Source organism: Ruegeria sp. BB5 (assembly GCF_056539405.1).
Map to the genome: position 1 here is coordinate 111,643 of NZ_JBQFUX010000009.1, position 13,995 is coordinate 125,637.

8 protein-coding genes are annotated in these 13,995 nt (G+C 55.6%); 5 read left to right on the forward strand and 3 right to left on the reverse strand.

The features are described 5' to 3' along the window. Positions 1-87 precede the first annotated feature (87 nt). Positions 88-3,450, forward strand: coding sequence for a DUF3857 domain-containing transglutaminase family protein (locus tag ACR0DL_RS17760; RefSeq protein WP_480690547.1), 3,363 nt, complete (start codon positions 88-90; stop codon positions 3,448-3,450). Positions 3,451-3,467: 17 nt separating this feature from the next. Here the strand turns inward: ACR0DL_RS17760 and ACR0DL_RS17765 are convergent, their stop codons facing one another. Next, positions 3,468-4,376 (reverse strand): LysR substrate-binding domain-containing protein, encoded by a 909-nt coding sequence (locus tag ACR0DL_RS17765; RefSeq protein ID WP_480648347.1) that lies wholly within the window; start codon positions 4,374-4,376, stop codon positions 3,468-3,470. A 95-nt stretch (positions 4,377-4,471) separates the two neighbouring features. Between ACR0DL_RS17765 and ACR0DL_RS17770 the strand changes: the two genes are divergently transcribed. Both ACR0DL_RS17770 and ACR0DL_RS17775 read left to right on the forward strand, forming a co-directional pair. Continuing rightward, positions 4,472-5,992 carry a trimethylamine methyltransferase family protein gene (locus ACR0DL_RS17770; protein WP_480648345.1) on the forward strand — a complete coding sequence of 507 codons (1,521 nt, stop codon included), beginning with the start codon at positions 4,472-4,474 and terminating at the stop codon, positions 5,990-5,992. 45 nt (positions 5,993-6,037) lie between these two features. Next, positions 6,038-8,506, forward strand: coding sequence for a GcvT family protein (locus ACR0DL_RS17775; protein WP_480690549.1), 2,469 nt, complete (start codon positions 6,038-6,040; stop codon positions 8,504-8,506). A 76-nt stretch (positions 8,507-8,582) separates the two neighbouring features. Here the strand turns inward: ACR0DL_RS17775 and ACR0DL_RS17780 are convergent, their stop codons facing one another. After that, positions 8,583-8,831 carry a hypothetical protein gene (locus ACR0DL_RS17780; protein WP_480690551.1) on the reverse strand — a complete coding sequence of 83 codons (249 nt, stop codon included), beginning with the start codon at positions 8,829-8,831 and terminating at the stop codon, positions 8,583-8,585. Between the two features lie 291 nt (positions 8,832-9,122). Here ACR0DL_RS17780 and ACR0DL_RS17785 point away from each other — a divergent pair, with 291 nt between their 5' ends. Next, a complete protein-coding gene (locus tag ACR0DL_RS17785) occupies positions 9,123-11,180 on the forward strand; it encodes an adenylate/guanylate cyclase domain-containing protein (RefSeq protein ID WP_480690553.1) in 2,058 nt (685 codons plus the stop codon). 171 nt (positions 11,181-11,351) lie between these two features. Further along, positions 11,352-13,235, forward strand: coding sequence for an SLC13 family permease (locus ACR0DL_RS17790; protein WP_437436691.1), 1,884 nt, complete (start codon positions 11,352-11,354; stop codon positions 13,233-13,235). Positions 13,236-13,434: 199 nt separating this feature from the next. On the opposite strand, the gene ACR0DL_RS17795 is transcribed toward ACR0DL_RS17790, so the two are convergent. Next, entirely contained in the window at positions 13,435-13,983 is a 549-nt protein-coding gene (locus ACR0DL_RS17795) for an isochorismatase family protein (RefSeq protein ID WP_480690555.1), read from the reverse strand. Positions 13,984-13,995: the final 12 nt, after the last annotated feature.

The window sequence follows — 13,995 nt, forward strand, 5'->3', positions numbered from 1 at the left end:
GGCGCGATTTGGACGTTACGGAATCCATAATTCTGCCACTATGGTGCAATCTATTGGCGAGTATTGGATTTTTGGGATTCTCTTATTGTGAACGCTCTTTTTCCTGACATTTCGGCAGCACCAGTCAAAACACCCATTTTTAACGTTGAAACCGAATTGAATGGCGCCGTTCGGTCCGAGCTGCGCCAATTGGAGGCGCGCAAGCAGTTTGCGCTGAACCTGCTTTTTGCCCTGGCCTTGAGTGTCTGGGCCGCCAGTTTCCTTGCTGAATCCGTGGGCACTTTCTTTATTTCATGGCATTCGAATTTGGGCCTTTCGGCGGCTGGTGAACAACCTTGGACCGCGTTGTTCGTCGGGCTGCTATGCTTGTTCTTTGCGCGGTCGAGCGCGTTGAAAGCAGGCAGTTTCTGGGCGATCTGGACGGGCCGCGCGCCTGTTATTCTTACTCCAACTGAGCGTGTGCCCGAGGCGGTGACTTATTCGATTGAGCAAGATCACGTTACCGCACAAGAGAAGGATTTCACTGAATCTTGGCATTTTGCGCATATCTCTAGACTTGAACGCAATGGGCGGTTCGTGATGTGGCGCAGCCCCGATATGCGGTTGCTTTTTATCCCCTTGCCGACCGAGCAAGATGCCCAACACCTGCTGCGCAAACTCAAACAGGAAAGCCGATCGGGCACAGGCAGTTTTGCGCTGCAAGACGCACCGGATGCGGCGTTGGTGCAGAATATCTCGGCCCGGGACGCGTTTGAGGCGCTTGAAGGAGTCGCAAGGAAAACAGGAACCAAATGCCCCAATAGGTTGGATTCTGTTTTCAACTATTTGACCGTCCTGATCCTCACCGGGTTTGCTGCGCTCGGCCTGTGGTCCCTTGTTTCGGGTAATACCGTGCAGGCAGGTTTTCCGCTGCTCAATCAGCTGTGCATCGTGCTGTTGGTCACCGCACTGATGGCGCATGCGTCGTTTTTTCGAAAGCATCTGCCCCGTCTGCGGCATCTGCACTTTGCTCGGTACGGGCTTGTGCGCGGCATCGCCTGGGGACCGACCGCCGTGACCTGCGACACGTCAGGATTAGAGATCTGGCGGGAAGGCAGGGTTTTGCGCATCGGCTGGAACATGGTGCGCGCGGTACACTGCGAAAATTATCTGACTGTTGTTGAGCTGACCGACGATCAGGTTTTTGTCATCCCTGAAATCCCCTCGGCGACAAATCTATTGGCTGCCCACCGTACATCGCGAGGATTGGGCCCATGGGATGGCGCCAGACATGCCACGGTACCGAAACAGGGAAAAAAGAAACGGTGGTGGTCGTTCCTGATCAGCGGCGTGGTCTGGTTGATTGTTTTCGTGACGATCTTGGGATTCATCGGCTGGCTTCAATCCAAACCCGCCGCAGCCGAGATGCTGCGAAATCCAACCCTGCCTGCATGGTACGAAGAGGTTTCGCCACAGGATCGACAGGCCGCTTTGGCAGCAGACAGATCCGTGAGCCAACCCCTGTTTGATGAGAAAATGCGGGTCGAAGAGGCCGGGTATGAAATCGTGAGACAGGGGTTTTTTGTTGTTCACGACCGGTCCAGTCTTGAGGATTTCGGTGAGGTTCGCCTGACGGTGGATCCGATTTTCGAACGCGCCACATTGCATCGGCTGCGGATACATCGGGACGGAAAGACATTTGACCAACTCCTCTTGCCGTTCCGAGAATTGAGTCTGGAGCGTGAACTCAAATCCGGCGTGATGCAGGGCGATATTGAATATTTCGGCCAGATCGCCGATCTGCGCGTGGGGGATGGCCTTGAGATCATCTGGTCGAAAAAAGCGACAACACCGGTTTTTCCTGATCAGTTCCACTATTGGGCAGACAAGCCCAGAGTCAGCAGTTGGGCGGAGAGGCGGATAAGCATCGACCTGCCAGCGTCGACCCGTTTTGGTCTAAATCATACCGAAGACTTCTCGATCAACCGTTACGAAGCCAATGGGCGCACGGTCTTGTCGTGGGCTTTTGGCGAGATTGAGGAGGAAGACGGAAACCTGCATGCGGCAGAGGCCTGGGATGTCTCGAATGACGGGATGCAGCTGTCCACGTTTCTCGATTGGGGACAGATCGCACAGCGCTTTGCGACAGATTACCGACCTCGTCCTGATCTTTTGCCCGATGACTTGATCGCGATACTTGAAGAGATCGCGGCGCAATCGGACGACCCCGAATGGCGCGCGACCCAGGCCCTGCGACTGGTTCAGGACCGTGTGCGGTATTTCAGTGTTTCCATCGGGGAAGGCGGTTGGATACCCCGTACGCCGAATACGGTCTGGTCCACAGCTTACGGGGATTGCAAGGATAAGGCGCTGTTGCTGATTTCGATGCTGGCGCATCTGGGTATTCAAGCCGATGCGGTCATCGTGGATCATGAAATCGGACCTGCCTTGCCACGCATGTTGCCGTCGCCCTTTGTTTTTGATCATGCGATTGTTCGCATTCGAGATGTACAGGGCGATTGGTTTGTTGACCCCACCGACTTGTTGCAGGGCGGAGTCGGCCGGGCCATTTCGCTGACCGATTTCACCTGGGGGCTGCCGCTGTCACCGGACAGCACCGAACTGGTCGAGATTGTGCGGCATCTTCCAACTGAGCCCACGTCCGAAGTTCTACAAGAGTACACTTTGTTGGATGAAGGTCCGGTGGCTGCCATTCTGGATGTGACCGAAACCTGGCGCGGTGTGAACGCAGATTACAGGCGGTGGCTTTTTGATCGTCAGGATGAGGAAGAGCGGCACAAGAATTACGAAGATTGGTATGCGGATCGCTTTCCCGGTGCCACGCATCCCGATGCGATGGTTGTTGAGGATGATCTTGACGCCAACGTCATTCGGCTGGTGCAGCGATATTCCCTGCCGCGCGACGGGTTCGAAGAAGATGGCCTTTGGACGGACCTGAGCCATTTTGGCTATGTAGTTTCGGATCAGCTTTACGAGCTTGATGATGACGCGGCGTTGGCAGGGCAATCGCAGGTTAATAATCCGATCCACGCTGTACACACAGTGGTCATGCGCAATGTGCCGGCATCCTTGAACCAACCGGTCGGTCACAGCTTTGAAAACCGCTTTGTCGATTTTGAAACAAAGGGCGAGTGGAACGAAGCTGAGGCGTCCTTGCGCTATGAGTGGGTCCTGAAAACCAAGAAAACCACACTAAAACCCGGAGATGAAGACGCCTGGCGCGAGGCGGCTGATTACGTTGAAGATCATGACATTTACAACGTCAACCTGCATCAAAACCTGTTCGGCCTGGAATTGGATAAGCCGGTCTATCTGGGGATGAACGGAACCCAGCTGATGGTTCTTCCCCTGCTTGTGTTGGTGGCCATGATGATGTTTTTGATGTTCCGCAGCGGTGTCAGAGCTGAAGTGGCAGCCAGCCGCGCAATGATGGACGCGGACCGGCGCTGACGCCCGCCCCGCCCTTGTTATCCCTCTTGCCGGGAAGACAGGATCCAATCCCGCACAATCTCGGCCTTTGGTGTCAGGGGGCGAGTTTTGGACCACACCAGATAAAACCCCTTGCCCGTTTTCCAGGCCCATTCAGGACGCGCCGCCAGCATGCCCTGCCGCACCAGCGGAGCTACGACATGATGCCAGCCAAAGGCAAAGCCCTCGCCCGCCATCGCGGCCTGCAAAACCAAGGCATAATCGTTCAGCCGCAGACCGGTACGAGGGGTGACCTCGGCGATGCCAAAGGTGCGAAACCACTGTTCCCATGTGGGGCGTTCACGGACCGGCTCCTCTAGGTGAATAAGCCGTTGATTCAGAAGGCCGGGCACATTCTTGAGCGTGACGGCGGCGGCCATGACGCGAGGTGAAGCGACGGGATAGATCACCTCATCCGATATCAAATGCGCGTCGCAATCGGGCCAATTGCCATCGCCCAACCGCACGGCAAGGCTGATAGTTTCCACATTCAGGTCCGGCTCGCGATCGCTGGATTGCAGGCGCAGCTCAATATCGGGATGATTTTGCTGAAACGATGCTATTCGAGGCATAAGCCAGTAGTTGTTGAATGCCGAGGAAGCGCTGAGTGTCACGTGATCATTGCTGGCAAATTGCCGGATCGAAGCTGCAGAATGCGACAGCAGCTCGAACGCGCGGGTGACATCTGAAAACAGACGGTTTCCTGCATTGGTCAAAGTGATCCTGCGATGGCTGCGCCGAAACAATACGACGCCAAGTGAGGTTTCCAATTGCTTGATCGAGGCACTGACGGCGGGTTGCTGCACATTCAACTCCTCTGCCGCTTTGGTGAACGATCCCGTGCGTGCGGCAGCTTCGAAGACGACCAGATGGCGAGGAGAGGAGAGGAGGGACCAGGGTTTTTGCATAACTTCAGATTATGCTAAACATCAATATTTTCAACCGTCACAGAGATGTGGTTGAGCGCTATGGTTCTTGAAGAAACATGGCGATGAGGGTTTCAATGGCACGGCGCGCTCGGACATCCAGAAAACGGCAGGACACACATATCGCTGTGCCCGCCTCACCCTTTATTCAGCGCCAGGCCCCGTTTTACGATCTGCTTGACGAGGAGCAGGTCGTTCGTCTGGAACGTCAGGTGGATTGGTTTTTGCAGGACGTCGGCATCGCCTTTCGTGACGACCCCGAGGCGCTTGCGCTATGGAAGTGCGAAGGGGCACAGGTCGACGGTGATATCGTGCGCGCCCCTGCAGATTGGATTCGCGCCCTTTGTGCCAAGGCACCGCGTGAGTTTACTCAGTTGGCCCGCAATCGGGATCGATCGGTTGTCATCGGCGGTCGAAATCAGGTTTTCGCTCCGGTCTATGGCGCCCCTTTTGTGCGTGATCTGAAAGGTGGGCGGCGTTATGGCGATCTGAACTCCTTTGAAGACCTGGTGCGCCTTACCTACCTGCACCCAAACTTGCATCACGGGGGTTTTGTGACCTGCGAGCCGTGTGATGTTCCAGTCAGCAAGCGGCATCTGGATATGTTGCTGGCCCACATGACGCTAAGCGACAAACCGCATCTGGGCGCAATTACCGAGATGAGCCGCGCTCAGGACAGTGTCGACATGGCCGAGATCGTATTTGGCGCGGATGTGATGGCGGAAAACTGTGTCATCATGGGCAACGTGAACACCAATTCACCGCTGCTGGTGGATCGGGTGGTGACGGAATCCGCGCGGGTCTACAGCAGCCGGGGGCAAGGTATGATGGTGGTGCCGTTCATCCTGTCCGGGGCGATGGGGCCGGTGTCGACCGCCGCCTCGGTGGCCCAGGCATTGGCCGAGGCGATGATGGTCTGTGCATATATTCAGCTTATCCGTCCCGGTGCGCCTTTTGTACTGGGGAACTTCCTGTCTTCGATGTCGCTGAAATCCGGCGCGCCGACTTTTGGCATGCCCGAGCCGGTGATCTCGAATTATGCGATCGGGCAACTCGCGCGACGCGTGGGCCTGCCTCTGCGCTGTGGCGGATCGCTGACAGCGTCCAAGATCGAAGATGCGCAAGCCGCGTATGAAAGCGCGGATACGATGCATTCGACCATGTTGGCCGGGGCGAATTTCGTGCTGCAATCGGCGGGCTGGCTGGAAGGTGGACTGTGCGCCGGCTTCGAAAAGCTGATCATGGATGCGGACCGGCTTGGGTCTTATCAAAAGGTTCTGGACCTGGGGCTGGACACATCAGACGAAGCGCTGGCCAGTGACGCCTATGAGGAGGTTGGTCCCGGCGGTCATTTCCTGGGCTGCGGTCACACCATTCGTAATTATCAGGATGCGTTTTATGAACCCGCGCTCAGCCACAGTGAAAACGTCGAAAGCTGGGAGGATGAAGGTGCCAAGGACATGCGCACGCGGGCTTATGAACGCTGGAACCAGATGCTGAAAGATTATGAGGCACCTCCCATCGACGTGGCGTTGAAAGAAGAATTGGAGGCATTCGTTGCCAAACGCAAAGAAAGCTTGCCCGACGCCTGGTACTAAGTCCCCCGACCTTTCACCTATGCCGGTCAACCAAGGAAAACACGTATGCCCGAGATTCAAAAAGATGAGACAGCCACCGGCAAACCGCTGCCGTCCCACGCCAAGGTCGTTGTCATTGGTGGCGGTGTCGTTGGCTGCTCGATCCTGTTTCATCTGGCCAAATTCGGTTGGAAGGACGTGGTGCTTCTGGAACGAGATGAGCTGACCTCGGGTTCAAGCTGGCACGCGGCGGGGCAGATTCACACGATCAGCTCAGACCCGAATATCAGCCGTCTGCAAAGCTATACCATTGATCTGTATAAAGAGATCGAGGAGACCTCGGGCCATTCGGTTGGATTGCATATCACTGGAGGGTTCTACGCGGCCTCGACCAAGGAGTGGTACGACTATCTGAAACGCGAGCGGTCCAAGGCGCGCTATATGGGCCTGCATCAGGAGTTCATTTCTCCGTCCGAGTTGGCCGAACGGCACCCGCTGGTCGATCCGAAACATTACTATGCAGCGCTGTGGGATGATCAAGACGGCGATCTGGACCCGTCGGGAGCGACCTATGCATTTGCCAAATCTGCGCGCGTTTATGGTGCGCAGTATTTCACCCATTGCGGTGTCACCTCGATGTCGCAGCGACCCGACGGCTCGTGGGATTTGACCACGCCCAAAGGTCAGATCAATGCCGAACACGTGGTGAATTGTGGAGGGCTGTGGGCGCGCGAGGTCGGGCATATGTCTGGCATTCACCTGCCGGTTCAGCCAATGGAACACCATTATCTGATCACCGAAAAAATCCCTCAGATTGCTGAGCGGATGGAGATCATGGGGGAGGCAGGGCGTCTGCCCGCCGGGATCGACTATGAGGCCAACATCTATTTCCGGCAGGAACGGCAGGGGATGCTGCTGGGCACGTATGAACCGAAATCGACCCCTTGGAAGGTGAACGGCACGCCGTGGGATTTTGGGCATGAGCTGCTGCAACCTGACCTTGACCGCATTGCCGATCGGCTGGAGATGTCGTTTGAACGCATTCCTACCATTGGTGAGGCTGGGATCAAGGACATGATCAATGGTCCCTTCACCTTTGGTCCTGATGGCAACCCGATGATCGGCCCGGTGCCGGGGATGAAGAACTATTGGGTCGCAGTGGGCGTCATGGCGGGCTTTTGCCAGGGTGGCGGCGTCGGCCTGACCATGGCTGAATGGATGATCGACGGAGAGCCTTCGATCGACGTCTGGGCCATGGATGTGGCGCGGTTTGGCGAGTTCGCAACGCCAGACTGGGGCACGATCAAATCCTCGGAAAACTACGAACGCCGTTTCGTGATGACGTTTCCGAACGAAACGCTACCCAAGGGACGGATGCAGAAAACCACCGCGCTTTATGATCGTTTGGTCGCAAAAGGCGCGCGGATGGGGCAGGGCTTTGGGTTGGAAAACGCGCTGTGGTTCGCCGATGGTCCTGAGGACGCGCATGAAGACCCGACTTTTGAGCGCAATCGCAGTCACGACTATGTCGCGCGTGAGGTGAAAGCGGTGCAAGAGGCTGTTGGTGGGATCGAGATTGCCAATTTCACCAAACATGAATTCAAAGGCGCGGGTGCGCGGGCCTTTCTGGATTACGTGCTGGCCGGGTATGTGCCCAAACCGGGGCGCCTGACGCTGACACCGATGTTGACGCCCAAGGGTAAGCTATATGGAGATTTGACCGTGGCCTGCTTGGCCGACGATCACTTTATCCTGTTTGGTTCAGGCGCCATGCAAGAGGCGCATCGCCGCTGGTTCGAAAAGGACCTGCCGGATGATGTGAGCTATGCCAACGTGTCGGACGATTGGCACGGAATCGCATTGTCTGGCCCCAAATCCCGCGAGTTGTTGGCGCGGCTGACGCGAGAGGATGTCTCGGCCGAGGCCTTCAAGTTCCGCGATCTTCGCCAGACCTTTGTGGCCGGTGTACCGGTGATCCTGAATCGCATCTCGTTCAGCGGCGAACTGGGCTATGAGATTTATTGCAAGCCGCAATACCTGTTGCGCTTGGCCGAAGCGATTGAAGAGGCCGGGGCCGATCTGGGCTATCGCTGGTATGGGGCCCGCGCGTTGATGTCGATGCGGCTGGAGAAAGGGTGGGGTGTCTGGACGCTTGAATTCCGTCCGGATTTCAATGCAGTCGAAAGCGGAATGGAAGCCTTCATCAATTGGAACAAAGAGTTTGTCGGCAAGACGGCGACCGAGGCGGCCCGCGCCGAAGGCGTCAAACAGAAGCTAGTGACCATGACAATCGACGTCGACGGAATTGATGTGTCGAATGATGAGGCGATCGTGAAAGACGGCATTGCCGTCGGTTATGTCTCGTCCGGTGGCTATGCGCATCGGGTCGGGGAGTCGATGGCCATGGGGTATGTTGCCGCGGACCATGCCGCGCCGGGAACGATCCTACAGGTGGAAATCCTTGGCGCGTTCTATGACGCCACGGTTCTGGGTGCACCAATTTACGATGCCAATGGAGCCAATATGCGCACCTGAGTAGTTGGTTGAAAAGCCATCCGCGCACAGGTTGCAAGACCGTCATCATTTTGTTGGCTTGTAACCTGGCCTGCCATCAGCGTTCGTCAAAAGCGTTGTTCACGGTCTGATGCACCGGCTTCAGCATATAGGCGAGCAGAGTATTCTCGCCTGTGGTCATCTCTGCCACCACGGTCATTCCGGCCTGAAGAGGACGTTCATACGCGCCGCTGCCAATAGATTTTTCGGCCAACTGTATCGAAGCCCGGAAATAGGTTTCGCCTGTCATCTTATCGACAAGCGACACCGAATCCAGCCCGCCTGAGCAGATTACGATCGTTTTCATATTTTGAACCCTTGTTTTGTTGCCCGGGTAGGCTGCGACCGGGATGCACCCTGTTACACACGGGGGCTAGGCGTGCCAACCCTCCATTCCCGCAATCACGCGCTTGTGGTAAATGACCCGTGGGTCGTACGGCGTGACCAGATATTCACTTGCTGTGTTCAACACCGGGTAAACTAATCGGCATGATCCTTGAAACTATCTGGAAACAAGAAATTGCACCCTCTAATCTTCCACTGACATTTGGCCGATCAACCCCAGATTTAAGCCACCAACAGCCGTTTTGGACCACAAGTGCGAGTCAGCGTAGGAATTGCCGTATCAATACTTGTCGCGCTTTCAATCGGCGCGTCGACTTTTGTGGTGCATTCGCTGTGGTGGACGACCGCGAGGGAAAACAGTCGGATGTTGGCGGCCGAGATCAACAGTCAAATCGCCAACACGGTGCGGATTGAAGTTGGATTGACCCTAAGATCCGCCGAAGCGGCTTGGGCCGCGGTCCGGACAATCTTTGTCCAGAATGTGATTCAGACACAGCAAGCCGACAAGCGAGAGTTTGTGTTTCTGTCGCAATTGCAGGCGCAGCCCAACATATCGTGGATTACCTTCGGCTGGCCTGACGGGGACTTTTTCGCCGCCCACCGTTTAGGCGACAGTGGGCTGGAGATGATCGAAATCAACGACGAGATCCGGGATCGGAGCCTGCGCAAGGACCGTTACATCTTTATTCCGGGGGACATCCAATTCGAAGACCGCTCGTTTTCGCCAACCCAATATGATCCGCGCGATCACGCCTGGTACGGTAATTTCATTGATCGCGATACGCCGGACTGGATCGAGGTGCGCGACCTGCCGGGTAGCAACAAAACGGTCTATGCCTTTGCCGGGGCAATCGACGTGAACCGCAGACGCCAAGGCGTGTTGACGGTGGCCATTGAAACGGATCGCCTGTCGCGCTTTCTGGGATCATTGCGGCCGGGTGAGTTTGGCGCGGCCTATATTCTGAGCGCGGATGGCAAGGTGATCGCCGTACCGGACCCGGATGCAGATGAGGTCACCCCGGCGCGGATGGGTGAAGGTGAGCTGTACGAAGTTGCCAAGATGTCTGGGGAAACCCTTTTGGCGACCTCTGGTCCGAATGTCGCCGGCAGTTTGACGACCCGTGTGGTGTATGACGACGTGCCCTATGCCGTGGCACTGACCCCGCTTGGATTTTACGGGTGGCGCGTGGCCACGGTCATCCCCGAAGCCGCCTTCCTGTCAGGTATCGACCGGACGCTTGTCAATCTGATTTATGCGCTGCTTGGGGTGGTTGTTGTAGCGACCGGTCTTGCCATTTGGTTAATGCGCAAGGTTGTGGCAAACCCTTTGTCGCGCGTTGCCGAAGACCTCAGCCGAATTGAACGTTTCGATGTCGAGCAGGTCTCGCGGCGTCCCTCGCGCCTGAAAGAGCTAAATAACCTGTCCGCAGCGACGGCCAACATGGCGGCGGGTCTGTCGGCGTTTCGAAAGTATGTGCCGACCGATCTTGTGCGAATGCTGGTGGCGGCAGGTATCAAGACGCAGCCCGGAGGGGAAACAAAAACGATATCTGTGCTGTTTTGTGATGTGTCGGGTTTCACCGGCCTGACCGAAAAGCATGGCCCGAAGATTGTCGAGTTGATGGCACCATTCTTCAGCGCTGCGTCATCGACCATTGAACGGCATCATGGAACAATCGATAAGTTCATCGGGGATGCGGTGATGGCGTTCTGGGGTGCCCCGCGAGAAAATCTCAACCACGCTGAAGATGCCTGTCGTGCTGCGCTGGAACTCGTGGACGTGGTCGAAAGTGCTGGCCTGCGAAGTGACTCTGACGATTCCCTGCGCGTCAGGGTCGGTCTGAACAGTGGTGAAGCTCTGGTTGGGAATATCGGATCGGAACAGCGGCTGAACTACACTGCAATTGGGGACGTCGTAAACGTAGCAAGCCGCCTAGAAGTGGCCAACAAGGCCTATGGCAGCGCGATCCTCATTGGACCCGAAACACGGCGAGAAGCAGGTGATGCGATCATCGTCCGGGAACTGGATACGCTTGAAATTGCCGGCCGGTCCGGAGAACTGGTCGTTTTCGAACTGCTTGCCATGGCTGACAGTGTCGCTGAGACCCCACCGTGGATCGAGGCATATGAAACAGGTCTTGCCCATTACCGGGCCAGGCGCATGTCCGAGGCGGTCGCGTCCTTTGAGACCGCAGATAATTTGCGCGGGGGCGATCCTGCGTCCGTTTTTATGATCAAGCGAGCAAAAGCGTTGCTGGCGGACCCTCCGCCAGGCGATTGGACGGGCGTTGCATTCATGGATGATAAGTAGTGTTTCCTTAGGATGTTTGAGGCGTGAGGCGCTCGTCACTCTGTTTTCTGGCGTCATCGCCTTGAAATTTTGTTTCGTTTTGCCGGTAAATACTGAAACATCATGACAGCGCGAGCTTGATAGTTTAGTTGTTCAATTTAAAGCAAAATTGACAATGTCTCGGTGAATATAGTGGAACACGTAACCTTCACGTTCGAGATGGGAGTGGTGTGCGCTTTGTTGGCCTTCACCGTTTTCCTTTTCGTATCGGAAATTGTCAGAATAGACCTTTCTGCGATACTGGTTTTGGTTCTGGTCGGCCTTCTTAGCTACGCTCCGGGGCTTGAGAACCTTGCCAATGTTTCGCAACTGTTCGACGGATTTGCGTCCAACGCGGTGATATCCATCATCGCGGTTATGATCGTGGGGGCGGGTCTGGATAAAACCGGCATTATGAACAAAGTTGCGGCGGTCATATTGAAATATGGCGGCACCGCCGAGAACCGGGTGCTGCCAATTGTTTCGGGCACGGTCGGCGTTATTTCATCCTTTATGCAGAACGTCGGCGCGGCCGCATTGTTCTTGCCCGTGGTCAGCCGAATTTCCTCTAGGTCCGGAATTCCGCTGTCCCGCTTGCTGATGCCCATGGGGTTTTGCGCCATTTTGGGCGGCACGATGACAATGGTGGGCTCATCACCGCTGATTTTGCTTAACGATCTCGTCATCACTGCAAACAAGGGTCTGCCCGCTGATCAGCAGATTGAACCATTTGGTCTTTTTTCGGTTACACCAATCGGAGCGGTCCTGATCTTAACTGGGATCGCGTATTTTCTGCTGCTTGGGCGGTGGGTATTACCGGGCGATACCGGATCTGACAGTACCGGCACAGGGCAGGGTACGCAGGAATATTTGCAACGGGTGTACGGGCTGCAGGCAGATGTTTTCGAGGTGATCGTGCCCGAAGATAGCCCGCTGGTGGGGCGCATTCTGGCTGATATCAACCACGAAGAACACCTATACATAATCTCTACGTTTTATCGTGGCAAAACGTCGATGGTTCAGGTCCTGACCGCCGAGATTGCAGCACCTTGCAGATTGGCCATCATCGGAAACCGCTGGGATGTAGAACAATTTGCACTGAAATTTGGTCTAACGGTTCTGCCGGATTTGGATATCTTCGTTGAAGAATTTGCGCCGACCAATGCCGGCATAGCTGAAGTCGTTGTGACGCCCGATAGCAAACTGATCGGAAAATGCCCGCGCGAGCTTTTGTTTCGCAAGACCTATGGCATGTCGTTGCTTGCAATTCACCGCGGTGAAGAAACGCTTAGCCATGTTGAAACCGACACGCACGAATCCACTCAGATCGGGCTCGAGGAATTTCACGCAGGGGACATGCTTGTTGCACATACCCGATGGGACAACCTGATGCGCATTAAGCGTGATCCTGATTTTGTCGTCGTGACAACGGATTTTCCGCAGGATGAATTGCGGCCGCAGAAGGTCGGTTGGGCCTTGGCCTTTTTCGCAATTTCCCTGTCGCTGATTTTGTTCACCGACGTTCGTTTGTCGCTGTGCCTGCTGACCGGAGCTGCGGGAATGATGCTCACACGTGTACTGAGTGTGGATGAGGCCTATCGCGCAGTCGGATGGAACACCGTATTCCTGCTGGCCTGTCTCATACCGCTTGGGCAGGCGGTGCAAAACACCGGGACGGCGGCATGGATTGCCCAGCAAATCATGATCATTCTAAACGGTTGGCCGATTTGGGCGCTGCAGGCTGGTGTCGCGATATTGGCCACAGCCTTTTCTTTGGTCATGTCGAATGTCGGGGCCACTGTCTTGCTTGTGCCGCTTGCCATTTCGATTGCGGTGGCGGCAGGAGGCAACCCAGCTGTCTTTGCACTGACCGTAGCAATCTCGACCTCGAACAGCTTTATTATTCCAACCCATCAGGTCAACGCGCTGATTATGGGCCCTGCAGGTTACAAGGTTATGGATTTTGTGCGCTCGGGTGGGGTTATGACAATTCTGTTCCTGGTTGTTTCCTTGTTGATGCTTAACGTCATCTACTGAACTGCCTGGGCGCGCAGCCCGATCAGAGGTGCTTGTTTCTGAAAAAGGCGCTAGTTGACTAGGTAACTTGTCGGCGGACGTTTCGGTTCAGTCTGCTATTTCTTTCACGACGGAAAAAACGAAAAAAGTGTTGAGAAATCATGCTTTTGAATTCTGACTTATCATTAATCAACGCAGCGCTTCTTTTTGATCGCCAGTGTTATTGGGCCAGAATGTCGTTTGTGGATTTCACATCCGCGATTTCACCGTCAAGCGTTGCCATGCTAACCGAATGAACTTGAGCGGCATTGTGGGATTTTCCGTCCGGGCCGGTAAGCCCATAAGTCCAAACAGCATCGGCTGCATAGATTGGCTGAAAGCCAAGATCAGCTGCACTGCGCGTGGTCGATTCTACACAATGATTGGCGGTCGCACCGCACAGGATAACACGCTCGACGCCAGCGTCTTGCAGAATTGCCTGCAAAGGTGTTCCCACAAAACCGCTGCTGCCAGTCTTGACGACGATAGGCTCATTGGTCGCCGGGGCCGCGAATGGTTGAACTGCACACCCCGGGGCGTCGGGGTGAAACGGGTCCTCGGGATCCGTACCATGGTGGTGAATATGGACGACCGTGCTGCCGTCGCGGCGGAATTTTTCCAGCAGCTGGGTAATATTGCTTTCTGCCTCGGGACAAGACCGTTCCGTGCCCAAAGCATCCTCGTGCGCCAGGGCCATTTGAACATCAATCACCAAAAGTGCGGTTTTCATTCATTTCCGTCC

What these genes read in the sequence shown, in the direction of transcription:
- ACR0DL_RS17765 (WP_480648347.1), bottom strand. Translation starts at nt 4,376, where the DNA reads ATGCAAAAACCCTGGTCCCTCCTCTCCTCTCCTCGCCATCTGGTCGTC.
- ACR0DL_RS17770 (WP_480648345.1), top strand. Translation starts at nt 4,472, where the DNA reads ATGGCACGGCGCGCTCGGACATCCAGAAAACGGCAGGACACACATATC.
- ACR0DL_RS17795 (WP_480690555.1), bottom strand. Translation starts at nt 13,983, where the DNA reads ATGAAAACCGCACTTTTGGTGATTGATGTTCAAATGGCCCTGGCGCAC.
- ACR0DL_RS17775 (WP_480690549.1), top strand. Translation starts at nt 6,038, where the DNA reads ATGCCCGAGATTCAAAAAGATGAGACAGCCACCGGCAAACCGCTGCCG.
- ACR0DL_RS17780 (WP_480690551.1), bottom strand. Translation starts at nt 8,831, where the DNA reads ATGAAAACGATCGTAATCTGCTCAGGCGGGCTGGATTCGGTGTCGCTT.